We start from the raw sequence: 21,096 nt of genomic DNA, 5'->3' as shown, positions 1-21,096 counted from the left end.
CTCTCATCCCCCCTCATGCTTTCCCACGACCACGCCGATAACAAAAGAAAACGACCTCCTTGCGTGGAGCTTTCCGGTAATGAAGTTCAAGTCGATCCAGTTTTCAGTGGCGGCCCTGGCCGGTGCCATTGTGTTGAGCATTGTCGCGGCCCTGGTGTTGTATGCCGTGTACTCCGGGGCCCGCACCCAGGACCTGGTGCAGCAGCGCACCCAGCAGCAGTTCGAAAGCGTGATCGAACAGCGCCTGTCGGCCCTGGCGCGTACCCAGGTCAGCGAGATCCAGCGTGGCCTGGAAGCGCCGCTGCTGATCAGCCGCAGCCTGGCCACGGTCAACGCCATGCTCGGCATGCAGGACGCCGACGGCAAACCGCTGATGCAGATCGACCGCAACCACCTGAACAACCTGCTCAAGCGCACCGTGGAGGTCAACCCGACGGTACTCGGCGCCTACCTGGGCTGGGAGCCGAACGCGCTGGATCATGCCGACGTCAACGGCGAGCGCTACCTGCCCTGGTGGTTCCGCAACGCCGACGGCAGCCTTGGCCAGGATCGCCTGGTCGACGTCAATGACCACACCGTACTCTCCACCGGCGTGCGCGCCAGTGAGTACTATCTGTGCCCAAAGGAAACCGGCAAGGCCTGCGTGATCGACCCGGCGCCGTACAAGGTGGGCGACAAGATGGTCATGCTCGCCTCGTTCGTCGAGCCGATCATGGTCAACGGCCAGTTCCAGGGCATCGCCGGGGCCGACCTTTCGGTGAACTTCATCCAGGACCTGCTCAACGCCGCCGACCGCCAGCTGTACAACGGCGCCGGCGAACTGGCACTGGTGTCGAGCAATGGTCGGCTGGTGGCCTACACCAAGGATGCCTCCAAGTTCGGCGAGAAGGCCAGCGACGTGCTGGACCCGACCGAAGCCGCAACCCTGGCCAGCATCAGCGGCGAAAACCTGCAGTATAAAGTCGACGCCGCCAAGGACCGCATCGAGCTGTTCCTACCGTTCAAGGTCGCCAGCACCGACGCGCGCTGGGTCCTGCTGCTGGAAATGCCACTGAGCACGGTCATGGCCGACGTCAACCAGCTACAGAAAGACCTGGGCGAGCAACGCCGCACCGACATCGTCGGCATGACCGTGGTCGGCCTGGGCATCGCCGCCCTCGGCCTGCTGGTGATCTGGCTGCTGGCCCACGGCATCGCCCGCCCGCTGAAACAGATGGTGGTGATGCTCGACGACATCGCCCAGGGCGAAGGCGACCTGACCCGCCGCCTGCACAGCGACCGCGCCGATGAACTCGGTGCCATCGCCAAGGGCTTCAACACCTTCCTGGCCAAGTTGCAGGCGATGATCAGCCAGGTGGTGACTTCGGTGCAGAAGGTCAGCGATTCCTCGGAGCACACCGCCGACATCGCCATCCGTACCAACCAGGGCGTGCACAAGCAAATGGCCGAGATCGACCAGGTCGCGACCGCCGTGCAGGAAATGACCGCCACCGCCCAGGACGTGGCACGCAACGCCACCCACGCAGCCCATGCCGCCAGCAATGCCGACCAGGCGGCCAACCAGGGCATGCAGATCGTGCGCGACACCTCGCAGTCGATCAGCGCCCTGGCCAGCGAGATCGGCCGCGCGGTAACGGTCGTCCAGGCGCTGGCCCGCGACAGCGAGAACATCAACGCGATCCTGGTGACCATCCGCGCCATCGCCGAGCAGACCAACCTGCTGGCCCTCAACGCCGCCATCGAGGCGGCACGCGCCGGCGAGCAGGGACGTGGTTTCGCCGTGGTCGCCGACGAGGTACGCAACCTGGCGCAGAAAACCCAGCAGGCGACCCAGGAAATCCAGCAGATGATCCAGCAGTTGCAGCAGGGCACCCAGGATGTGGTGCGGGTGATGGAAGACAGCCAGGGCAAGACCGACGACAGCGTGCAGCAGGCCAGCCGCGCCGCCGAAGCGCTGGAGAGCATCACCCAGGCCGTGTCGGTGATCAACGACATGAACACCCAGATCGCCAGTGCCGCAGAGCAGCAGAGCGCGGTGGCCGAAGACATCAACCGCAACGTCATCAATATCGGCCAGGTGGCCGGTGAGGTGGCTGGCGGCGCCGATGAATCGAGCCAGGCCAGTGCCGAGCTGACCAAGCTGGCCGAGCAGCAGCGGCGGTTGATCAATCAGTTCAGGGTCTGATTCACCCACCGCGTCGTTTTTTTTCGAGGATTTGCCCGCGAAAAGCTCGATACCGCCCTCAAGCCGGAGTCAGACACTCCGGCCCGTCTAGCTTCGGGTCATTGACCAGGTGCGCCAGCGCTCGCTCGCGCAACGCGGCTGGCGGGCTGGCCAGCAGTTCATGCAGCCGCGCCAGCGGCGTCTCCGGGTCCAGCCAGGCAGCCTGCCCGGCCTCGTCGAGGATCAACGGCCGACGCTGGTTCATCGCTGCCTGGGTCACCACCGCGCAACTGAGCCACACCTGCTCCTGTACCGGATACGCCTCCCACACCGCGGCATAGAACAACGAGGCGCCCTCCCCCGGCGTCACCCAGTACGGGCGCTTGCGCGCCGTGCCGCGCCACTCGTAGAAACCGTTGGCCGGCATCAGGCAGCGACGCAGGCGCAATGCATCGCGAAACATCGGCTGTTCGCCGAGGGTTTCGGCGCGGGCATGGGCAGGGGTGCGCGACAGGTCGGTGAGCCACGGCGGGGTCAGGCCCCAGCGCGCGCGGGCCAATTGCAGCTGGCCTTCGAGCCGGCGCTGGATCAGCACCGAGGCGCCGGGCGAGATGTTCCATTGAGCCTGCTGGTCGGCAGGGAAGCCCGGCAGCGCAGCGAAGGCCTGGGACCAGCGAAAGAGGGCGTAGCGTCCACACATGAGCAAAGCAGCCTAGCAGATCAGAGTACCGGGAAAGCTGTCCGGTTCGTCCCCGGCAAGGGGTTGGGCGGCATTGTACTCATCGATCAGCTGGCGTGCGTACCCGGCGTGCTCGTCGGCCACCGCCAGGGCCAGCAAACCTTGCAGCGGCAGGTCGCCCATGGCGCCGACCAGATCGCCGCCGATCAGGTGCACCGCGATGCCCTCGCTGGCCAGCATGCCGATCAGCATCTGCGCCTCCATCAGGCTTTCCGGTTCGTAGATCCGCCGCATCAGGCATCGTCCTCGCGACGCACCTCGAGCATCCACTCGTCATCGTGCACCTGCAGGATGAACACCACGGGTCGGCAGCACACCTGGCAATCCTCGGTGTAGTACTGGTCGCCGCCGGAAATGTCGACGGTGGTCTCGACGCGCTCGCCGCAATAGGGGCAGTCATAAAAGTCGATTTCGAGCATCGGGGGCCTGCGCAGTGACTTATGCGTATAATTGCCGGTCTGTTTACGGGGTCCGTGTGTGTCCGAGCCGTTTTTTTCGGCCCCGCCCCTACTTTATTACTCTAGCCGTTTCCAACAAGAGAGCATGATGGGCGAATTCGATGCCATCCGACCTTACGACGACGCTGAAGTGCCTGCCGTTCTGGCACGCCTGCTCAGCGACCCGGCATTTCTCGATATCCTCACCCACTTCCGTTTCCCGCGCATGGCGAGCGCCTTCGGCTGGCTGCTCAAGCCGCTGATCGCCCGGCGTCTGCGCAAGGAGTTCGCCGGCGTCAGCAGCGTCGCGACCCTGCAGGACAAGGTCGAATACTACGTCGACCGCACCATCGATCGCGCCACCGACGGCGTCACCTACACCGGCGTCGAGCAGCTCAGGTCGGGCACCGCCTACCTGTTCCTGGCCAACCACCGCGACATTGTCATGGACCCGGCGTTCGTCAACTACGCGGTGTATCACGCCGGCCTGCCGACGCCACGCATCGCCATCGGCGACAACCTGCTGCAGAAGCCGTTCGTCAGCGACATGATGCGCCTGAACAAGAGCTTCATCGTGCACCGCTCGATCAGCGGGCGCCGCGAGAAGCTTGCAGCCTACCAGTTGCTGTCGGCCTACATCAGCCATTCGATCCGCAACGACGGCACGTCGATCTGGATTGCCCAGGCCGAAGGCCGCGCCAAGGACGGTGACGATCGCACCGATTCGGCGATCCTCAAGATGTTCCACATGAGCCGCAAGGACGAGCCGTTCGGCGCGGTGATCCAGAGCCTGAACCTGATTCCGGTGTCGATCAGCTATGAATACGACCCCTGCGACCAGGCCAAGGCCCGTGAGCTGTACATCCGCGCCACCACCGGCACCTACAGGAAGGCGCCCGGCGAGGACGACAACAGCATCGCCCTGGGCATCACCGGTTACAAGGGGCGGGTGCACATCAACTTCGCCCCCCCGGTGACCGAGTACCACGAGGACACCAAGCAACTGGCCCAGGCCATCGACCGGCAGATTCTCGGCGGCTACCGGCTGTTCCCGGTGCACTACCTGGCCTACGCGATGTGGGATGAACGGGACGCGGCACTGGCCGTGCCGACTGCGGACAAGCTGTTCCCGGCCGACGAGCTGGAGCGGGCCAGGCAAGAGTGGCAGCGCCGCCTGGATGCCTGCCCTGCGGAGCAGCGGCCGTACCTGGTGCAGCAGTACGCAACGCCAGTGCGCAACCAGTATCAGGTGAAGGTGCAGGCCGAGACGGTCTGAGGCCGGCGAAATCGTCGGCCAGAGTCATCTGGCCGACGGTTCGAAAGAGGTACTCGTTACTTGGCCTTGAAATCGAAATCCACCTTGACCGTACGCTCCGCGCCCGTGTCCTTCAGCCTGCCGGTGAACTCAAGCCGGCCCTTCAGGTACGCTTTCTTGCTGTACTGATCGACGGTGATCCTCCCATCGACCACATTGACAGGCTTGTCGAAGCCACCTGATTCGAGCAACTGAATGATGACGTCACTACCCTCGAACGAGCGCGACTGAGAGGACTCCTGGAATTCTTCATAACGCCATTTGAACACCAGTTTTACCGGCTTGCCGTTCACATCCTCCACGGCAGTGAACGATTTTTTATCGAACTCGAGCCCTTTTGTCAGACGGTGTTTCACGTCCTTGTCGCCAACATGCACTACCAGCTGGACATAACTGTCCTTGTCAGCCTTTTTTTCGATGCCAATACCGGACGCTTCGCTTGAACTCGCCATGTTGCCTCCTGGGGATGGTTGACACGCCGAGCCAACGTACGTGCACGCATCACCCACGACAACTGGCAGAAATGACAGGTGCGCAGTTCAGACCCAGGTACTGAACCACGACAACAGCAGCGCCATCGCCAGGCACGAAAAGCCCAGGATGTAGTAGTAGCGCGGCACCCTCAGCTCGAAGGCATCGACCAGCCCTTCCTCGGCCGCGAGGCTTTCGCGGACATCGCTCTGGCGCCGCCGCGCGCTGTGCAGCAGCAGACCGCCCGGACAGGTGATGAACAGCGCCAGGACATTGATCAGCTTGGCGGGGTGGGCGGCCAGTACCCCCCAGAGGACTTGCAGGGACATCGCACTACCTCGAAACGACGATAAGCAAAGCCCGGCATTCTACTCAAGCGCGCCCCACCCTCCCGGTTTTTGCGACCAAGTGTCACTAAATTTCATCTGTCACACGCTCGTCATCCAGACAGGCCACCCTGTCGGCCTTTTCCAGACCGGAGCTTGTCATGCTGCACGCCGAAAACCAGGACCGCCTTTATCTCGTTTCGCAGAGCGACGAGCAGCAGGCGCTGATCGACGGGTTCGCGATCAACGTCCACGACCGGCGCTGGCTGGTGTACTGCGCGCTGGGCGGGCATGCGCACCACGACCTGCCGGAAGTCGACCTGGACACCGGGCTGAGCGTGCTGGATTTCGGTATCGCGGCGGCTTGACCCGCCCCAGCAAAGAAAAACCCGCTGCCTGTCGCCAGGCAGCGGGTTTTCGTCATTCAGGCTGCGCGCTTACTCAGCCAGTACCTGACCGATGGTCGGGTCCTTGAACAGACGGGTCAGCGCGTCGCTGAGCACATCGCTGACCAGCTTGGTGTTGGTTTCCTGGTTCGGCGCCATGCCGAAGCGCTGGTCCAGAGAGGCGCCATAGCGGCCGCTGTAGCGACGGTTGGCGTTGGACACGTCGGCACGGAAGGTGGCACCGATGGTAGCCTCGGTCACATACATCTTGTCCTTGGGCGACTGGTACTTCAGCTCGGCCAGGGTCACGGTCAGCTGTGGCGCATTGCCGGCACCCGAGGTGGGAGTGAAGCCGAGCAGGCGCACGGCGGCTTCGGCCTGGGCCTGCAGCTTGGGCACCACGTCATTGCCGTTGACGGTAATGGTGCTGGTCTCCGGGTACATGCCACCCCGGGTGCCGAGCGACTGCGAAGCACGACCGTCGACCACCCGCACCACCACCGGCTGGCCACGGCCTACCGGGTTGAGCTGAGCGGTGAGCTTGGGTTGCGGGCTGAGTTGCTGCGGGCTGTGGGCACAGCCGACCAGGCTCAGGGTAGCCACCGCCATCAAACCGAACAACAGACGTTGCAGCATGCGCATTTCTCCAGAAAAAGCGGCAAAGGCCCACAGTATACCCAGCCTGTAGCAGGCCAGTCATCGGCCCGCAGCTGCTGTCACAATGGTTTCATGGCCCCGGCGTTATCCTTGCCCCAGCCCGATCAAACAGGACTCGCCACCATGGCCTCGCTCTGGACCCTGCTCTTCCAACGCCCGCGCCACAAGACCTACGCCCGCCTCGACAGCGATGGCAAATGCCTGGCGTTCAAGCAGTGCCGCCAGGCACCGACCGGCAGCGGCTGGGTTCAGGTCAGCGAAGCACACCTGGGCTGGCTGGGCCAGATGCTGCCCCACAGCGCCCGGGTTTGCGCACCTGCAAGCCGCCGTTGGCAGCAACGCATCCTTCCCGCCTGACAAACGCTGCAATAAAAACCAAGAAGAACGACCTTTCTGCCCGCGACCTCGTTATAATCTCCCCCCGATTATAAGGACGTCTCCTGATCGGGCCCCGCATTCGCCGTCTGACCCCGGCACCTTCACCGCATCGCCCACAGAGAGCCTTCCACTCAGGTCTTGCATTGGCTGTCGTGCCTGCTGTCTCTGGCCGTCTGCTGCGCATGAACCTGCGGGTTGCCATCGCGCAGTCCACTTTTGAGGTTCACGACTCCAAAAGAGCGTGAAAAAACGGTTTTTCACAACTTCACGAGAGTGTGGCGAGCAAATGAACAGTCTGGCATGTGCAAAAGCGGCAGATACGTCTCGAACAGCCCTGAACAGACGGCAAAAGCGCTCATCCTGGATGGGAGCCTGAGGCCGGTCCATAACGCACGACGGAACACTTGACCATAAGTCGAATTGCCGCAGTGGTGGTAAATGGCGTTCAATCACCGAACACCCAAGACTGATTGGCAGTGTCCGCGGAAGTTGCAAGAACTGCGAAGAGTCGGACATGGCGATCCTGGCCAACCCAGGGGTCCTATGCTGTCAATTAGGTGCTGTAGATTGTGGAGACGCGTTAATGGCGCAGAACGAATCGGTTGATGTGGTACTGGTAGGCGCGGGCATCATGAGTGCCACCCTGGCCGTACTGCTCAAGGAGCTGGACCCTGCGATCAAGCTGGAAGTCGTCGAGGCGATGGACTCCGGAGCCGCGGAAAGCTCCAACCCCTGGAACAACGCCGGGACCGGCCACGCCGGCCTGTGCGAGCTAAACTATACGCCGCAGGCCGCCGATGGCAGCATCGACATCAAGAAGGCCGTGCACATCAACACCCAGTTCGAGGTTTCCCGCCAGTTCTGGGCCTACCTGAGCAGAAAAGGCGGCTTCGGCCCCGCGCGCGACTTCATCAACCCCGTGCCGCACCTGAGCTACGTCGAAGGTGACAAGGGTGTGCAGTTCCTGCGCAAGCGCTTCGAACTGCTCAAGCAGCACCACGCCTTCTCCGAGATGGAGTACACCGAAGACAAGGCGCAGATGAAGGAGTGGATGCCGCTGATGATGCCTGGCCGTCCGGCCGACCAGCACATCGCCGCCACCCGCGTGCTCAAGGGCACCGACGTCAACTTCGGCGCGCTGACCAACAAGCTGCTCAAGCTGCTCGGCGACAGCCCCGATGCCCAGGTCAAGTACAGCAAGAAGGTCACCGGCCTGCGCCGCAGTGGCGACGGCTGGACCGTGAGCATCAAGGACGTCAACAGCGGCAACAGCCGTGAAGTCGACGCGCGCTTCGTGTTCCTCGGCGCCGGCGGCGCGGCCCTGCCGCTGCTGCAGGCCTCGGGCATCCCGGAAAGCAAGGGCTTCGGCGGCTTCCCGGTGAGCGGTCAGTGGCTGCGCTGCGACAACCCGGAGATCGTCCGCCAGCACCAGGCCAAGGTCTACAGCCAGGCCGCAGTCGGGGCGCCGCCGATGTCGGTACCGCACCTGGACACCCGTGTGGTCGACGGCAAGAAATCGCTGCTGTTCGGCCCCTACGCCGGCTTCACCACCAAGTTCCTCAAGCACGGCTCGTTCATGGACCTGCCGCTGTCGGTGCGCATGGGCAACATCGGCCCGATGCTGGCGGTGGCCCGCGACAACATGGACCTGACCAAGTACCTGGTCAGCGAAGTGATGCAGTCGATGGAGCAGCGCCTGGAATCGCTGCGTCGCTTCTACCCCGAGGCCAAAGCCGAGGACTGGCGCCTGGAAGTGGCCGGTCAGCGCGTGCAGATCATCAAGAAGGACCCGAAGAAGGGTGGCATCCTGCAGTTCGGCACCGAGCTGGTCTCGGCCGCCGACGGCAGCCTGGCGGCACTGCTCGGCGCCTCGCCGGGCGCGTCGGTGACCGTCTCGATTATGCTCGAGCTGATCGAGCGCTGCTTCCCCGAGCAGGCCAAGGGCGCCTGGGCGGCCAAGCTCAAGGAGATCTTCCCGGCACGCGAGAAGACCCTGGCCACCGATGCCGCGCTGTACCACAAGATCAGCGCCGACAACGACGTGGCGCTGGACCTGGCGGAGAACAGCCCGGCCAAGCACTACGCCTGATCAGCAGGTACGAAAAAACGCCCTTCGGGGCGTTTTTTGTGCCTGCGATCTTTACTGGCCTCTTCGCGGGCGAGCCCGCTCCCACAGGTAGCGCACCCCCTGAGGGCGATGGGAGGATTGCGGGCTTGCCCGCGAAGAAACCGGGGCAGCTCGAGGATCAGCCGCGGGCCTTGTCGATGATCTCGATGTACTCCGCCGCATTGCGCTGGTCGGCGATGGCCTCGGCGAAGGTCTTGCCGTGCTCGTCCTTGCCGTCGACATCGTGACCGGCCTCGACGAAGAAGCCGACGAAGCGCTCGAAGTCGTCGATGCGCAGGCCACGATAGGCCTTGATCAGCTTGTGGTGCGACGGCGAGGTCAGGCCATCGGCCGGCTCGAACTGAAGGAACGTCTTGATGTAGTCGTCGCTGATCTCGTCACCGATAACCTGCTTCTTGTCTTTACGCATTGCCGACTCCAACTGGGCCATCACGGGCATTTCAAAGGCGGGCAGTGTACCGCTGGCAGCCCGCAGGCCTCAACGCGTACGTACGGTGCCGGTGTGCAGGTCGGCCCAGACGTGGCCATTGGCGTAGCTGAGGAACTGCACATACAGCGTCTCGTTGCGCAGCAGGTCCATGATCACCCGGTAGTCGGCCTGTGGATAATTCAGCGCCAGGGTGCGGCTCTTGTCGTCGTAGGTCGGGCGCTTGAGGCTCTTGCCGCCCTCGCCGTCGAAGGTGACCAGCACCTGGGCGATGGTCGCCCCCTTGCTCATCGGCTTGCCCTTCAGGCGCAGGGTCAGCGACGAGGTGATGGGGATCGGCTGCTGGCTCGACTGGCGCTGGGCGCCAACCACCACCGAATAATCGGTGACCTGCAGCAGTTGCTGGGACTCGGGCTCTTCCTGGCGCAGCGAAAGGTCGTCGGGCGGGAGAAACTGGCTGTGCAAGGGCGCCGCGGAAAGCGGCAGGCTCAGCGCCAGCAGGAGGGGAAGGATCGCACGCATGAAGGGGCTCCTTGGCATGGGGGAGCACTCTAGCATGTCTTTGCAAGCGACCGACCGCGCGCAGTCAGTCGAACTGCGCGCGCATCCAGGCGTGGTATCGGGCTACGCCGTCCTCGCCTTCGCGGGGCGCCCAGAACGCGTGCTCGCCCTCACCGACAGGCCGATAGGGCCCGGCCTTGCACTCGAAAAGCATGCTGTCGTCTTCGAGCACCACCAACCCATGGTAGGTCCCCGGCGCCAGGTCGACGCCCGGGCAATCGCCACCGGCCTCGAGCACGCGCTTGTCGGTCACCTGGCCCTGCTCGTCGAAGATCAGCAGCCCCAGACGGCCGCGCAGCACGATCAGCGCCTCGGACTTGTCGGCGCTCAGGTGCCGGTGCGGCGGAATATAGGTACTGGGCTGCAACCCTACCGCCATCCGGTGGCAGGGCTCGTCCATCTCGTGGAAGTTATGGTGCTGGCGGCCGCGCGGGTTGCCGGCGGCCTTGGCCGCCAACCCGTCGAACAGCGTCTGGTCGATGAAGGCAGGCGGGCGCATGGTTTACATCCCTTTCACGGCAAAGATGCCGTTGGCGTTGCGCCAGTAACCCTTGTAGTCCATGCCGTAGCCGAAGATGTAGCGATCGACGCACGGCAGGCCCACGTAGTTGGCTTTCAGATCCGGGCTGGCCTTGCGGTCGTGGTCCTTGTCGATCAGCACCGCGGTGTACACCGAGCGCGCACCGGCATGCTTGCAGAAATCGATGATGGCACTGAGGGTGTGGCCTTCGTCGAGGATGTCATCGACGATCAGCACGTCACGGTCGATGAACGAGATTTCCGGCTTGGCCTTCCAGAACAATTCGCCGCCGCTGGTCTGGTTGCGGTAGCGGGTGGCGTGCAGGTACGAGGCTTCCAGCGGGAACTGCAGGTGGGTCAGCAGCTTGCCTGCGAAGATCAGGCCACCGTTCATCACACAGAAGACCACCGGGTTCTTGTCGTGCAGGTCCTTGCAGATCTGCTCGCCGACCTGGGCGATGGCCGCTTCGACCTGGGCTTCGTTGTACAGGCAATCGGCCTCGCTCATCACTTGGCGGATATGCTCGAGATCGGCGGACATGGCGCTCTCCAGGAGGTGCATTTTGGAAAAGCGGGCAAAGGTACGCATCCGCTCGTCCCAGATCAAGCATTTATGGACTAACGTGCTCAATGACCGCACGACAGCACGGACTGAATAGATTAACCTAGCGCGGTTTTTTTGCCCGCCCCCCGGAGCCCTCCCCCTATGCCTACTCGTGAGATCCGCCATCCGCTGATCCGCCACAAGCTCGGCCTGATGCGCCGTGCCGATATCAGCACCAAGAACTTTCGCGAACTCGCCCAGGAAGTCGGTGCGCTCCTGACCTACGAAGCCACCCAGGACCTGCCGCTGGAAACCTACGAGATCGACGGCTGGTGCGGCAAGGTCCAGGTCGAGAAGATCGCCGGCAAGAAGATCACCGTGGTGCCGATCCTGCGCGCCGGCATCGGCATGCTCGACGGCGTCCTCAGCCTGGTGCCGGGCGCCAAGGTCAGTGCCGTGGGCGTGGCCCGCAACGAAGAAACCCTCGAAGCGCACACCTACCTTGAAAAACTCGCGCCGGACATCAACCAGCGCCTGGCCCTGATCATCGACCCGATGCTGGCCACCGGCGCCTCGATGGTCGCGACCATCGACCTGCTGAAGAAGGCCGGCTGCCGGGAAATCCGTGCCATGGTCCTGGTCGCGGCGCCCGAAGGCATCGAGGTGGTCGAGAAAGCCCACCCGGACGTGCAGATCTACACCGCGTCCATCGACCAGCGCCTGAACGAACATGGCTATATCGTCCCGGGCCTGGGCGATGCCGGTGACAAGATCTTCGGCACCAAGCAAAAGGACGCCTGACCATGCAGGACGGCTTCAACGACCCGCTGTGGCGCCAGGTCGTCTCGGGCGCGCAGATGCTCTTCGTGGCATTCGGCGCACTGGTGCTCATGCCGCTGATCACGGGCCTGGACCCGAACGTGGCACTGTTCACCGCAGGTCTGGGCACCTTGCTGTTCCAGCTGGTCACGGGCCGTCAGGTGCCGGTCTTCCTGGCGTCGAGCTTCGCCTTCATCACCCCGATCATCCTCGCCAAGGGCCAGTTCGGCCTGGCGGCGACCATGGGCGGGGTGATGGCCGCAGGTTTCGTCTACACCTTCATGGGCCTGATGGTGAAGATCAAGGGCACCGGTTTCATCGACCGCATGCTGCCGCCGGTGGTCATCGGCCCGGTGATCATCTCGATCGGCCTGGCCATGGCACCGATCGCCGCCAACATGGCCATGGGCAAGGGTGGCGACGGCGCCGCGCTGATGCCCTACAAGACCGCCATGCTGATCTCGATGCCGGCGCTGCTGACCACCCTGGTGGTGGCCGTGTTCGGCAAGGGCATCTTCCGCCTGGTGCCGATCATCGCCGGCGTGCTGGTGGGCTTTGGCCTGTCGTTCGCCTTCGGCGTGGTCGACACCGCGAAGATCGCCGCCGCACCCTGGCTGGAGCTGCCAAAGTTCACCGCACCGGAGTTCAACTGGCAGGCCATCCTGTTCATCGTGCCGGTGGCCCTGGCGCCCGCGATCGAACACATCGGCGGGGTGATCGCGGTGGGCAGCGTGACCGGTCGCGACTACCTGAAGAAACCCGGCCTGCACCGCACGCTGTTCGGTGACGGCATCGCCACCACCGCTGCCGGGCTGTTCGGCGGCCCGCCCAACACCACCTATGCCGAAGTCACCGGCGCGGTGATGCTGACCAAGAACTACAACCCGAAGATCATGACCTGGGCTGCAGTGTTCGCCATCACCCTGGCATTCATCGGCAAGTTCGGCGCGCTGCTGCAGAGCATTCCGGTGCCGGTGATGGGCGGCATCCTCTGCCTGCTGTTCGGCTCGATCGCGGCGGTGGGCATGAACACCATGATCCGCCACAAGATCGACCTCGCCGAGGCGCGCAACCTGGTGATCGTGTCGGTGACCCTGGTATTCGGTATCGGTGGCGTGCTGATCGGCAGCGGCGATGGCCCGGACGACTGGGGCCTCAAGGGCATCGCCCTGTGCGCGGTGGTGGCCATTGCCCTGAACCTGCTGCTGCCGGGCAACGATGGCTGGAAGAACAAGAAGCTGGATGACCAGCTGCCTTGAACAGGCGTTGAACCGAATGGATTTCTTCGCGGGTCTACCCGCGAAGAAATCATCACCGACTCAAGCCCGCTCGCACATCCCTGCCAGCACCTGCGCCCATTGCGGGTGATCGTTCAGGCACGGCACCAGCACCAGCTCCTCGCCGCCCGCCTCGATGAACTGCTCCTTGCCCCGGTCGCCGATCTCTTCGAGGGTCTCGATGCAATCGGCAACGAACGCCGGGCACATCACCAGCAGCTTCTTCACCCCCGCCTTGGCCAGTTCGTCCAGGCGCGTCTCGGTATAGGGCTCGATCCACTTCGCCCGCCCCAGCCGCGACTGGAACGACGCCGACCATTTGCCCTCGGGAATGCCTGCTGCCTTGGCGAACGCTGCCGCGCTGGCCAGGCACTGCGAGCGGTAGCAGACCTTGCGCACCTGGGCACAGGCCGTTTCGCAGCAGTTCGCACTCTGGAAACAATGCGAGCCAGTCGGATCGAGCTTCTTCAGATGGCGCTCGGGCAGGCCGTGGAAGCTCAACAGGATGTGATCGTATTCCTGCGCCAGGTATGGCCGCGCGCTGGTGACCAGGGCATCGATGTACTGCGGCTCGTCGTAGAAAGGCTGCAACACCCGCATGTCGAACGGCAGCTGGCGATCGGCAACGGTCTGGCGTGCCAGCTCTACCACGGTGGTCACGGTGCTGTCGGCGAACTGCGGGTACAGCGGCGCCAGGGTAACCTTGCGCACACCCTGCGCGGCCAGGCGCTCGAGCACCTGCGGCAGTGCTGGCTCGCCGTAGCGCATGGCGATCTCCACCGGCCCGTGTGGCCAGTGCGGCGCGATGGCGGCCTGCAGACGACGGGTCAGCACCACCAGTGGCGAGCCCTCCTCCCACCAGATCGAGGCATAGGCGTGGGCCGACTGTTCCGGGCGCTTGATCAGGATCAGCGACACCAGCAGGCGCCGCACCGGCCAAGGCAGGTCGATCACGTACGGATCCATGAGGAACTGGTTGAGGTAGCGGCGCACATCGGCGACCGAAGTGGAAGCCGGTGAACCCAGGTTGACCAGCAGCAGGGCGTGATCGGTCATGCAGCGTCCTATGTCAGAGGCGGTCGGACAAATCGTCCAGCGCCGATTGCAGATCGTTGAAACGGAAAGTGAAACCTGCAGCCAGCAGGCGCGCCGGGCGCGCACGCTGGCCGCCGAGCAGCAGGGTCGACAGCTCGCCCAGGCCTGCCTTGAGCAACAGCCCTGGCACCGGCAACAGCGCCGGGCGATGCAGCGCACGGCCCAGGCACCTGGCGAACTCACGGTTGCGCACAGGCTCTGGCGCGCAGGCATTATAGGGACCGCTGGCGTCGTTGTGCTGCAAGAGAAAATCAATCAGGGCGATCTGGTCGTCTATATGGACCCAGGGCATCCACTGCCGGCCATTGCCCAACGGTCCGCCCAGGCCAAGCTTGAACGGCAGGCGCAGCCGCGCCAGGAACCCGCCGTCGGCAGCCAGCACCAGCCCGGTACGCACCAGCACCACACGCACGCCCAGGTTGTGCGCCCGCTGCGCAGTCTCTTCCCAGGCAATGCACAGCTGGCTGGCGAAGTCCTCTTTCACCGGCGGCGATGCTTCAGTCAGGTCGCGTTCGCCGCCGTCGCCATACCAGCCCACCGCAGAGCCGGACACCAGCACTTCGGGGCGCTGCTCGCGGCGCTCCAGCCAACCCAGCAACTGCTCGGTCAGGGTAATGCGGCTGGCCCACAGCAGTTGTCGCCGCGAAGCCGTCCAGGGTCGGTCGGCGATGGGTGCGCCTGCAAGGTTGACCACAGCATCCACCCGATCGCTGGCCTCGATCTCGTCCAGCCGGGCAATTCCGCGCACCGCAGCACCGCAGCGTTTGGCCACCTGCGCAGGATCACGGCTCCACACCGTGAGGCGATGGCCCTGGCCAAGCCAGCGCTGGCACAGGTGTCGGCCAATTAAACCGGTACCGCCCGTCAGCAATATATGCATGGTTGTGTCCTCGCAAGCTGCGGCCATGGTCTATTTTTAAGATCAAGGCACTTTTTCAACCGATCGCTCTCGGATAAACATAGGCCAACCTGTCCTATCGAGCGGAATAACCTTATACAAAACTTCTGTATTGTACAGGTTTGTCTGACAGCGTAGTCTGCTTACAGCAAGGTTCGAAGAGGCCATCATGACAGTACCTATTGCCATCATCGGTGCCGGTATCGCCGGCCTTTCCGCAGCCCAGGCCCTGCAGAAGGCCGGGCAGAACGTCCATCTGTTCGACAAGGGCCACGGCAGTGGCGGACGCATGGCCAGCAAGCGCAGCGACGCCGGTGCCCTCGACCTCGGGGCCCAGTACTTCACCGCCCGCGACCGGCGCTTCGTCGAACAGGTCCAGCACTGGGTCGACGCTGGCTGGGCCGCACAATGGAAGCCGCAGCTCTACAACTACCGCAACGGTGAACTCACCCCTTCGCCCGACGAGCAGACGCGCTGGGTCGGCGTGCCGCGCATGAGCGCCATCACTCGCGGCCTGCTCAAGGATGTCACGGTCAATTTCGGCTGTCGCATCGCCGAGGTATTCCGCGGCAAACAGTACTGGCACCTGCAGGACACCGAAGGCTGCAGCCATGGCCCCTTCAGCCGTGTGGTGATCGCAGTGCCGGCGCCCCAGGCCACACCGTTGCTGGCGGCCACGCCGAAGCTCGCGGCCGTGGCGGCCGGTGTGCAGATGGAGCCCACCTGGGCCATCGCCCTGGGTTTCCAGACCCCGCTCGACACCCCGATGCAGGGCTGCTTCGTGCAGGACAACCCGCTCGACTGGCTGGCCCGTAACCGCAGCAAGCCCGGACGCGACGAACAACTCGACACCTGGGTGCTGCACGCCACCTCGAACTGGAGCCGCCAGCACCTGGACCTGCCGAAGGAAGAGGTCATCGAACAGCTGTGGGGCGAATTCGCCGAGTTGGTCGGCTGCGTGGTCCCGGCCCCGACCTTTGCCCTCGCCCACCGCTGGCTCTACGCCCGCCCTGCGGGCAACCACGAATGGGGCGCACTGGCCGATGCCGACCAGGGCCTGTATGCCTGTGGCGACTGGTGCCTGTCCGGCCGCGTCGAAGGCGCCTGGCTCAGTGGTCAGGAAGCTGCGCGGCGCTTGCTGGAACACCTCGAGTAAAGTTGTACAAAAACTTTCTCTTGCATAAGTTTTTCGATGTGCTGGAATAGACCTGTACAAGACATTCAACTTGTACAAGTCTACGGAGGCCGTGATGAACGCCCAGCAATCGACAGGCAAACCCCGCATCGCCATCAGCGCCTGCCTGGCCGGGCAGGATGTGCGCTACAACGGCGGTCGCAAGTCATCCGACCTGTGCCAGTCGCTCGACGAGCATTTCGACTGGGTGCCGCTGTGCCCGGAAGTCGCCATTGGCCTGGGCATCCCGCGTGATGCGATTCGCCTGGTCGGCGACCCCGAAGCGCCCGAGGTGATCAACCCGCGCAACCCCGGCACCGACCTCGCCCCGCCGCTGCGCGCCTACGGCAAGCAGATGGCCGAAGTGCTGGACGACATCTGCGGCTACGTGTTCATGCAGAAATCCCCCTCCTGCGGGCTGGAGCGGGTCAAGGTCTACCAGAGCGACGGTCACCCCCTGCTGCAAGGCGGGCGCGGCGCCTACGCCCAGGCGTTCTGCGAGGCGCGGCCGGACCTGCCGGTGGAGGAGGAAGGCCGCCTTCACGATCCGGTGCTGCGCGAGAACTTCATCAGCCGCGTCTACGCCTATGCCGACTGGCAGCGACTGCTGGCCGAAGGTCTGAGCCGCGGCGCCCTGGTGCGCTTCCACTCGCGCTACAAGTACCTGCTGATGGCCCACAACCCGCAGGCCTACCGCGATCTGGGACGGATGCTGGGCAGCATGCGTCGCGACGATGATCCGCAGCAGATCGGCCCGCGCTACTTCAGCCAGCTGATGCAGGCCCTGCGCCGTTGTGCCAGCCGAGGCACCCACAGCAACGTGCTGCAGCACCTGTGCGGCTACCTGCACGATGCGCTCGACAGCAGCGACAAGGCCGAACTGCAACGCCTGATCGGCCAGTACCAACAGGGCACCGTGCCGCTGGTGGTGCCCATGACCCTGCTCAAGCACCACCTGCGCAACCATCCTGACCCTTATCTGCTGCAGCAGGCCTACCTGCAGCCGCACCCGGAAAACCTGGGGCTGCGCAATGCGCTCTGAAGACAGCCTGCCAATCGGCGAACTGGCCCGCCGCACCGGCGTCAACCCGGTCACGCTGCGGGCCTGGGAACGTCGTTACGGCCTGCTGGTGCCCGACCGCACGCCCAAGGGGCATCGCCTGTACAGCGAGGCCCACGTGAACAAGGTGCAGGCCATCCTGCACTGGCTGGAGCGTGGCGCCTCGGTGAGCCAGGTGCGCGGCCTGCTCGAGAGCCGCAGCGACGCCGCTCCGGTACTGCAAGGCGACTGGCAGGAGCGCTGCCAGAGGCTGATCGAGGCCATCGGCAGCCTCGCCCAGCGCTCGCTGGACCAGCAGCTCAACCAGGCGATGGCGCTGTACCCGGCCTCGACCTTGTGCGAACAGCTGCTGCTGCCGTTGCTCGAACACCTTGAGCAGCGTTGGCGCAACGGCTTCGATGCCGCACTCGAACAGGCGTTCTTCCACACCTGGCTGCGCAGCAAGCTGGGCGCCCGGGTCTATCACGACAACCATTCGCTCGAGGGGCCGCCGGTGCTTCTGGCCACCACGCTGCAACAGCCGTTCGACGCCCATCTGTGGCTCAGCGCCTGGCTGCTGAGCAGCAGCGGCTTTGCCGTCGAGATCCTCGAACACCCGGTGAACACCCGGCAACTGCTGCATGCAATAGGCCAGCTCAGGCCCCGCGCGCTGCTGCTGCACCTGGGCCCCGGCACCGATATCCCTGCACTGCTCCCCCTGCGCAATGTAACGCTGATGAAACTCGTCGGCGGCGCTGGTGTCTTGATTCATGAAGAGCGACTGAACGCCTTGGAGCTTCCAGCGCTGCAGCTGTTCGAGACGCCGCAGGGGGCCTTGCGCCTGCTTCAGCAATCACGCTGAAACCTGACTGTCAGAGACCTTTGAATGCAACTGATCTGGCTGCGCAGCGACCTGCGCATCGACGACAACACCGCGCTCAGCGCTGCCACCGCGCAAGGGCCAACGATCGCCCTGTGGATTGCCAGCCCTGGGCAATGGCAGACGCACGATGATGCGCCCGCCAAGGTCGACTTCTGGCTGCGCAACCTGCGCGACCTGAGAACGTCGCTCGAACAGCTGAACATTCCGCTGTTGATCCGCCACACCGACACCTGGCAACAGGTGCCGCAGACCGTGCTCGAGGTCTGCCGCAAACACCAGGTGCAGGCCGTGCACTGGAACGACGAATACGGCATCAACGAAAGCCTGCGCGACGCCGACACCCGCAAACGACTGGAAGGCTCGGGCATTACGGCGCGTACCTACCTGGACCAGTTGTTCTTCCAGCCGGGCACCCTGCTGACCAAAGCCGGCCATTACTTCCAGGTGTTCGGCCAGTTCCGCAAGAGCTGTCTTGAGCACCTGCACCGCAGCCTGCCGTCGCTCGCCCACCCGGTCAGGCGCCAGGCCCCGCTGGATATCGCCAATGATCCGATTCCCCAACACCTGGACGGCTTCGCCAAGCCACCACAGGCGCTGCGCGATCATTGGCCCGCCGGTGAAGAAGAAGCCAGGGGCAGGCTGTCGCGTTTCGTCGACGAAACCATCGACGACTACCAGACCCTGCGCGACCTGCCCGCCAAGCCCGGCACCAGCCAGCTATCCGCCTACCTGGCCGCCGGGGTGATTTCGCCACGGCAATGCCTGCACGCGGCGCTGTCGAGCAATCGCGGCGAATTCGACAGCGGCAGCCAGGGCGTACGCACCTGGATCGACGAGCTGCTCTGGCGCGAGTTCTACAAGCATATCCTGGTGGGTTATCCACAGGTCTCGCGCCACCGCCCCTTCCGCGCCCACACCGAAGCCCTGCCGTGGCGCGACGCCAGCCACGACCTGCAGGCCTGGGAGCAAGGACGTACCGGCTTCCCGCTGATCGATGCGGCGATGCGTCAACTGCTGCACACCGGCTGGATGCACAACCGGCTGCGCATGGTGGTGGCCATGTTCCTGAGCAAGAACCTGCTGATCGACTGGCGCAAGGGCGAACGTCACTTCATGCGCCACCTGATCGACGGCGACCTGGCGGCCAACAACGGCGGCTGGCAGTGGAGCGCTTCCACAGGAACCGATTCGGTGCCGTATTTCCGCATCTTCAATCCGGTGACACAGTCGCAGCGCTTCGATCCGCAAGGACGCTTCATCCGTCACTGGCTGCCTGAACTCACTCATCTGGATGACAAACACATTCATTTGCCCGTGAAATCCGCCGGACTATTTGATACAAGTTGCTACATCAGCCCCATTGTCGATCTCGACAGTAGCCGCCAGCGGGCACTGGCGGCATTCAAGGGGCTGCCCGCCGCCACCCATTGAACAGGACGAACACTTGAGCAGTACACGGAGTTTCTGGGTTACAGGGGCCAGCAATGGAGTAGGCGTGGCCTTGGTCGAACGGTTGCTCGAACTGGGCCACCGAGTCGCCGCCAGCGGCAAGGATTGCCAGGAACTCACCACCTTGGCCGAGCTGCACGGGCCGCGCCTGTTGCGCCTGCCTGTACAACTGGACGAACTCGAGCAGGCACAGGCTGCTGCGCAACGCTTGCAGTCCGAGTGGGGAGCGCTGGATGTCCTGGTGGTCAATGCCGGCACGTGCGACTACCTGCAGCGCGGCCTGCCCAGCGACAAACTGTTCGAGGCCATCGTCACCAGCAACCAGCGCGCCAGCGAGCAGGTGATGGCCAGCGCACTGGCACTGCTGGCCAGGGGTGACAGCCCTCAGGTGATGGCGGTTTTCAGCCGCTATTCGGCGCTGCAGCTGCACTCGCCGCTGCAGGATCCCAACGGGCACAACAGCCTGCCCCAGTGGTTCCGCGAACAGCGCGAAGTGCTCGGTGACCTGGGCGTGCAGCTGACAGTGGTCGCGCCGCAATCGCTCAAGGCGCCGGTCACCAGCGCCGTGGCGATTCCCGAGTTGTGGACAGCGCAGAGCGCCGCCGAAGAACTGCTGCAGCGACTGGAAACGGCCCAGGCCGAACTGGTGCTCGAGGTGCTGGACCCGACCTTGTTGTGGCCGCTGCCCCGCGAGGATTGAAACGGATTGCAGCCGCAAGGTCGCTGCGGCAGCGTCCTTGCGCCGCGAAAGGGCTGCGCTGCAGCCCTGCGACTACACTCAAAGCGCCATGCGATAATGCAGCGAGTAGCTCTCGACACCGTCGTTGGGCTGCTTGATGCCTGCATTGGAATAGTGAATCGCGCGGACCCCGATCTCGTGCCCACCGGCAAAACGCAGGCCGAAGCCGATGCGGTCTTCGAACTGGAATGACGAGCCCAGGTCGTTGCTCTCCAGCTTGGTCCGCGAAAACGCCGCCACACCGATCCCCGCCTCGATGTAGGGTTTGACCGACTCCCCGGCAAACTCGTAGACGAACACCGGTGCAAACGACAGGCTGTGGTTGCTCGCCCGGTCGTCACCATCCCAGTAGGTATAGGCCCCGTCCCAGTAGCCGGTGATACGGCCGACACTGGTCTGCCACCAGCTGGCGTCCCAGTTCGACTGCAAGCCCAACCGATAGACCATGGTGCTGTCGCCGGTCTGCCCCACCGACAACGAAACATCGGCCGCCTGCGCCGACACCGCCTGCCCCAGCGTCAACGCGGCAACCGCCGCCAATCCTAGCCAATGCCTCATGAGCTGCGTCCTTCTTCCTGGTGTTGTTATCAAGTGTCTGCCTGTCAGCCAGGCTCAATGATAGAAATCAGCACTAGGACGATAGTTCAGCTTTTCCACAAGGAATTTCACAC

25 protein-coding genes and 1 pseudogene are annotated in these 21,096 nt (G+C 64.1%); 13 read left to right on the top strand and 13 right to left on the bottom strand.

What is annotated here, in order from left to right; all coding sequences use genetic code 11:
* Positions 1 to 79: 79 nt before the first annotated feature.
* A pseudogene (locus tag AC1TXO_RS04410) lies at positions 80 to 1,282 on the top strand (cache domain-containing protein); the annotation flags it as partial.
* Between the two features lie 60 nt (positions 1,283 to 1,342).
* Positions 1,343 to 2,185: a methyl-accepting chemotaxis protein gene (locus AC1TXO_RS04405; protein WP_486406785.1), complete on the top strand. Its 843-nt coding sequence runs from the start codon at positions 1,343 to 1,345 to the stop codon at positions 2,183 to 2,185.
* 58 nt (positions 2,186 to 2,243) lie between these two features.
* Here AC1TXO_RS04405 and AC1TXO_RS04400 read toward each other — a convergent pair whose 3' ends face one another.
* Genes AC1TXO_RS04400 through AC1TXO_RS04390 form a run of 3 tightly spaced genes read right to left on the bottom strand, consistent with a single transcriptional unit; the run spans position 2,244 to position 3,322 of the window.
* On the bottom strand, positions 2,244 to 2,864 hold the full coding sequence (locus AC1TXO_RS04400; RefSeq protein ID WP_486405202.1) for an SOS response-associated peptidase: 621 nt from the start codon (positions 2,862 to 2,864) through the stop codon (positions 2,244 to 2,246).
* Positions 2,865 to 2,876: 12 nt separating this feature from the next.
* Complete coding sequence (locus AC1TXO_RS04395; protein WP_486405201.1) at positions 2,877 to 3,137, bottom strand: putative signal transducing protein; 261 nt, start codon at positions 3,135 to 3,137, stop codon at positions 2,877 to 2,879.
* Complete coding sequence (locus AC1TXO_RS04390; RefSeq protein WP_486405200.1) at positions 3,137 to 3,322, bottom strand: CPXCG motif-containing cysteine-rich protein; 186 nt, start codon at positions 3,320 to 3,322, stop codon at positions 3,137 to 3,139. Before AC1TXO_RS04390 ends, AC1TXO_RS04395 begins: the two co-directional genes overlap by 1 nt.
* Before the next feature lie 124 nt (positions 3,323 to 3,446).
* On the opposite strand from AC1TXO_RS04390, the gene AC1TXO_RS04385 reads away from it, so the two are divergent.
* Positions 3,447 to 4,616, top strand: coding sequence for a 1-acyl-sn-glycerol-3-phosphate acyltransferase (locus AC1TXO_RS04385; protein ID WP_486405199.1), 1,170 nt, complete (start codon positions 3,447 to 3,449; stop codon positions 4,614 to 4,616).
* 56 nt (positions 4,617 to 4,672) lie between these two features.
* Here the strand turns inward: AC1TXO_RS04385 and AC1TXO_RS04380 are convergent, their stop codons facing one another.
* Together AC1TXO_RS04380 and AC1TXO_RS04375 are read right to left on the bottom strand one after the other, a co-directional pair.
* Positions 4,673 to 5,107: a hypothetical protein gene (locus AC1TXO_RS04380; RefSeq protein WP_486405198.1), complete on the bottom strand. Its 435-nt coding sequence runs from the start codon at positions 5,105 to 5,107 to the stop codon at positions 4,673 to 4,675.
* An 87-nt stretch (positions 5,108 to 5,194) separates the two neighbouring features.
* Positions 5,195 to 5,455 (bottom strand): hypothetical protein, encoded by a 261-nt coding sequence (locus tag AC1TXO_RS04375; protein ID WP_486405197.1) that lies wholly within the window; start codon positions 5,453 to 5,455, stop codon positions 5,195 to 5,197.
* Positions 5,456 to 5,613: 158 nt separating this feature from the next.
* On the opposite strand from AC1TXO_RS04375, the gene AC1TXO_RS04370 reads away from it, so the two are divergent.
* Positions 5,614 to 5,820 (top strand): hypothetical protein, encoded by a 207-nt coding sequence (locus AC1TXO_RS04370; protein ID WP_486405196.1) that lies wholly within the window; start codon positions 5,614 to 5,616, stop codon positions 5,818 to 5,820.
* Positions 5,821 to 5,889: 69 nt separating this feature from the next.
* Here AC1TXO_RS04370 and AC1TXO_RS04365 read toward each other — a convergent pair whose 3' ends face one another.
* Positions 5,890 to 6,474 carry a YajG family lipoprotein gene (locus tag AC1TXO_RS04365; RefSeq protein WP_486405195.1) on the bottom strand — a complete coding sequence of 195 codons (585 nt, stop codon included), beginning with the start codon at positions 6,472 to 6,474 and terminating at the stop codon, positions 5,890 to 5,892.
* 144 nt (positions 6,475 to 6,618) lie between these two features.
* Between AC1TXO_RS04365 and AC1TXO_RS04360 the strand changes: the two genes are divergently transcribed.
* Complete coding sequence (locus tag AC1TXO_RS04360; protein ID WP_486405194.1) at positions 6,619 to 6,852, top strand: hypothetical protein; 234 nt, start codon at positions 6,619 to 6,621, stop codon at positions 6,850 to 6,852.
* A 604-nt stretch (positions 6,853 to 7,456) separates the two neighbouring features.
* Positions 7,457 to 8,962 carry a malate dehydrogenase (quinone) gene (gene mqo, locus AC1TXO_RS04355; RefSeq protein ID WP_486405193.1) on the top strand — a complete coding sequence of 502 codons (1,506 nt, stop codon included), beginning with the start codon at positions 7,457 to 7,459 and terminating at the stop codon, positions 8,960 to 8,962.
* Positions 8,963 to 9,119: 157 nt separating this feature from the next.
* Here mqo and AC1TXO_RS04350 read toward each other — a convergent pair whose 3' ends face one another.
* The 4 genes from AC1TXO_RS04350 to AC1TXO_RS04335 form a co-directional block, all read right to left on the bottom strand.
* Positions 9,120 to 9,410, bottom strand: a complete 291-nt coding sequence (locus AC1TXO_RS04350) for a PA4642 family protein (protein ID WP_486405192.1) — start codon at positions 9,408 to 9,410, stop codon at positions 9,120 to 9,122.
* Between the two features lie 69 nt (positions 9,411 to 9,479).
* Positions 9,480 to 9,950: a hypothetical protein gene (locus tag AC1TXO_RS04345; protein WP_486405191.1), complete on the bottom strand. Its 471-nt coding sequence runs from the start codon at positions 9,948 to 9,950 to the stop codon at positions 9,480 to 9,482.
* Positions 9,951 to 10,014: 64 nt separating this feature from the next.
* Positions 10,015 to 10,488, bottom strand: coding sequence for a WbuC family cupin fold metalloprotein (locus AC1TXO_RS04340; RefSeq protein WP_486405190.1), 474 nt, complete (start codon positions 10,486 to 10,488; stop codon positions 10,015 to 10,017).
* A gap of 3 nt (positions 10,489 to 10,491) precedes the next feature.
* Entirely contained in the window at positions 10,492 to 11,049 is a 558-nt protein-coding gene (locus tag AC1TXO_RS04335) for a hypoxanthine-guanine phosphoribosyltransferase (protein WP_186667659.1), read from the bottom strand.
* A 165-nt stretch (positions 11,050 to 11,214) separates the two neighbouring features.
* Here AC1TXO_RS04335 and upp point away from each other — a divergent pair, with 165 nt between their 5' ends.
* Positions 11,215 to 11,853, top strand: a complete 639-nt coding sequence (upp, locus tag AC1TXO_RS04330) for a uracil phosphoribosyltransferase (RefSeq protein ID WP_486405189.1) — start codon at positions 11,215 to 11,217, stop codon at positions 11,851 to 11,853.
* Positions 11,854 to 11,855: 2 nt separating this feature from the next.
* Positions 11,856 to 13,130: a uracil-xanthine permease family protein gene (locus AC1TXO_RS04325; protein WP_486405188.1), complete on the top strand. Its 1,275-nt coding sequence runs from the start codon at positions 11,856 to 11,858 to the stop codon at positions 13,128 to 13,130.
* 60 nt (positions 13,131 to 13,190) lie between these two features.
* On the opposite strand, the gene hemH is transcribed toward AC1TXO_RS04325, so the two are convergent.
* Complete coding sequence (gene hemH / locus AC1TXO_RS04320) at positions 13,191 to 14,204, bottom strand: ferrochelatase (protein WP_486405187.1); 1,014 nt, start codon at positions 14,202 to 14,204, stop codon at positions 13,191 to 13,193.
* 13 nt (positions 14,205 to 14,217) lie between these two features.
* The gene (locus tag AC1TXO_RS04315) at positions 14,218 to 15,123 is read right to left on the bottom strand and encodes a TIGR01777 family oxidoreductase (RefSeq protein WP_486405186.1); all 906 of its coding nucleotides are present in this window, start codon (positions 15,121 to 15,123) and stop codon (positions 14,218 to 14,220) included.
* Between the two features lie 187 nt (positions 15,124 to 15,310).
* On the opposite strand from AC1TXO_RS04315, the gene AC1TXO_RS04310 reads away from it, so the two are divergent.
* The 5 genes from AC1TXO_RS04310 to AC1TXO_RS04290 all read left to right on the top strand — a co-directional run bounded on the left by AC1TXO_RS04310 (position 15,311) and on the right by AC1TXO_RS04290 (position 20,386).
* Complete coding sequence (locus AC1TXO_RS04310; RefSeq protein WP_486405185.1) at positions 15,311 to 16,297, top strand: NAD(P)/FAD-dependent oxidoreductase; 987 nt, start codon at positions 15,311 to 15,313, stop codon at positions 16,295 to 16,297.
* Positions 16,298 to 16,391: 94 nt separating this feature from the next.
* On the top strand, positions 16,392 to 17,357 hold the full coding sequence (locus AC1TXO_RS04305; RefSeq protein WP_486405184.1) for a YbgA family protein: 966 nt from the start codon (positions 16,392 to 16,394) through the stop codon (positions 17,355 to 17,357).
* Positions 17,347 to 18,216 carry a MerR family transcriptional regulator gene (locus AC1TXO_RS04300; protein WP_486405183.1) on the top strand — a complete coding sequence of 290 codons (870 nt, stop codon included), beginning with the start codon at positions 17,347 to 17,349 and terminating at the stop codon, positions 18,214 to 18,216. The genes AC1TXO_RS04305 and AC1TXO_RS04300 overlap by 11 nt, the downstream gene beginning before the upstream one ends.
* 24 nt (positions 18,217 to 18,240) lie before the next feature.
* Positions 18,241 to 19,668, top strand: a complete 1,428-nt coding sequence (phrB, locus tag AC1TXO_RS04295; RefSeq protein ID WP_486405182.1) for a deoxyribodipyrimidine photo-lyase — start codon at positions 18,241 to 18,243, stop codon at positions 19,666 to 19,668.
* A 13-nt stretch (positions 19,669 to 19,681) separates the two neighbouring features.
* The gene (locus AC1TXO_RS04290; RefSeq protein ID WP_486405181.1) at positions 19,682 to 20,386 is read left to right on the top strand and encodes an SDR family NAD(P)-dependent oxidoreductase; all 705 of its coding nucleotides are present in this window, start codon (positions 19,682 to 19,684) and stop codon (positions 20,384 to 20,386) included.
* 78 nt (positions 20,387 to 20,464) lie between these two features.
* Here the strand turns inward: AC1TXO_RS04290 and AC1TXO_RS04285 are convergent, their stop codons facing one another.
* Positions 20,465 to 20,983, bottom strand: coding sequence for an acyloxyacyl hydrolase (locus AC1TXO_RS04285; RefSeq protein WP_486405180.1), 519 nt, complete (start codon positions 20,981 to 20,983; stop codon positions 20,465 to 20,467).
* Positions 20,984 to 21,096: the final 113 nt, after the last annotated feature.

The sequence above is a fragment of the Pseudomonas sp. FA117 genome (assembly GCF_057370475.1).
The sequence above is the reverse complement of the archived record's forward strand: the minus strand, read 5'-3'. Positions and strand labels throughout refer to the sequence as shown.

Coding starts and splice junctions, on each gene's coding strand:
- AC1TXO_RS04300 (WP_486405183.1), top strand. CDS start 17,347: ATGCGCTCTGAAGACAGCCTGCCAATCGGCGAACTGGCCCGCCGCACC.
- AC1TXO_RS04385 (WP_486405199.1), top strand. CDS start 3,447: ATGATGGGCGAATTCGATGCCATCCGACCTTACGACGACGCTGAAGTG.
- hemH (WP_486405187.1), bottom strand. CDS start 14,204: ATGACCGATCACGCCCTGCTGCTGGTCAACCTGGGTTCACCGGCTTCC.
- AC1TXO_RS04310 (WP_486405185.1), top strand. CDS start 15,311: ATGACAGTACCTATTGCCATCATCGGTGCCGGTATCGCCGGCCTTTCC.
- AC1TXO_RS04305 (WP_486405184.1), top strand. CDS start 16,392: ATGAACGCCCAGCAATCGACAGGCAAACCCCGCATCGCCATCAGCGCC.
- AC1TXO_RS04370 (WP_486405196.1), top strand. CDS start 5,614: ATGCTGCACGCCGAAAACCAGGACCGCCTTTATCTCGTTTCGCAGAGC.
- AC1TXO_RS04405 (WP_486406785.1), top strand. CDS start 1,343: ATGATCAGCCAGGTGGTGACTTCGGTGCAGAAGGTCAGCGATTCCTCG.
- AC1TXO_RS04285 (WP_486405180.1), bottom strand. CDS start 20,983: ATGAGGCATTGGCTAGGATTGGCGGCGGTTGCCGCGTTGACGCTGGGG.
- phrB (WP_486405182.1), top strand. CDS start 18,241: ATGCAACTGATCTGGCTGCGCAGCGACCTGCGCATCGACGACAACACC.
- AC1TXO_RS04390 (WP_486405200.1), bottom strand. CDS start 3,322: ATGCTCGAAATCGACTTTTATGACTGCCCCTATTGCGGCGAGCGCGTC.
- AC1TXO_RS04375 (WP_486405197.1), bottom strand. CDS start 5,455: ATGTCCCTGCAAGTCCTCTGGGGGGTACTGGCCGCCCACCCCGCCAAG.
- AC1TXO_RS04350 (WP_486405192.1), bottom strand. CDS start 9,410: ATGCGTAAAGACAAGAAGCAGGTTATCGGTGACGAGATCAGCGACGAC.
- AC1TXO_RS04325 (WP_486405188.1), top strand. CDS start 11,856: ATGCAGGACGGCTTCAACGACCCGCTGTGGCGCCAGGTCGTCTCGGGC.
- AC1TXO_RS04380 (WP_486405198.1), bottom strand. CDS start 5,107: ATGGCGAGTTCAAGCGAAGCGTCCGGTATTGGCATCGAAAAAAAGGCT.
- AC1TXO_RS04365 (WP_486405195.1), bottom strand. CDS start 6,474: ATGCTGCAACGTCTGTTGTTCGGTTTGATGGCGGTGGCTACCCTGAGC.
- AC1TXO_RS04335 (WP_186667659.1), bottom strand. CDS start 11,049: ATGTCCGCCGATCTCGAGCATATCCGCCAAGTGATGAGCGAGGCCGAT.
- upp (WP_486405189.1), top strand. CDS start 11,215: ATGCCTACTCGTGAGATCCGCCATCCGCTGATCCGCCACAAGCTCGGC.
- AC1TXO_RS04400 (WP_486405202.1), bottom strand. CDS start 2,864: ATGTGTGGACGCTACGCCCTCTTTCGCTGGTCCCAGGCCTTCGCTGCG.
- mqo (WP_486405193.1), top strand. CDS start 7,457: ATGGCGCAGAACGAATCGGTTGATGTGGTACTGGTAGGCGCGGGCATC.
- AC1TXO_RS04345 (WP_486405191.1), bottom strand. CDS start 9,950: ATGCGTGCGATCCTTCCCCTCCTGCTGGCGCTGAGCCTGCCGCTTTCC.
- AC1TXO_RS04315 (WP_486405186.1), bottom strand. CDS start 15,123: ATGCATATATTGCTGACGGGCGGTACCGGTTTAATTGGCCGACACCTG.
- AC1TXO_RS04340 (WP_486405190.1), bottom strand. CDS start 10,488: ATGCGCCCGCCTGCCTTCATCGACCAGACGCTGTTCGACGGGTTGGCG.
- AC1TXO_RS04360 (WP_486405194.1), top strand. CDS start 6,619: ATGGCCTCGCTCTGGACCCTGCTCTTCCAACGCCCGCGCCACAAGACC.
- AC1TXO_RS04395 (WP_486405201.1), bottom strand. CDS start 3,137: ATGCGGCGGATCTACGAACCGGAAAGCCTGATGGAGGCGCAGATGCTG.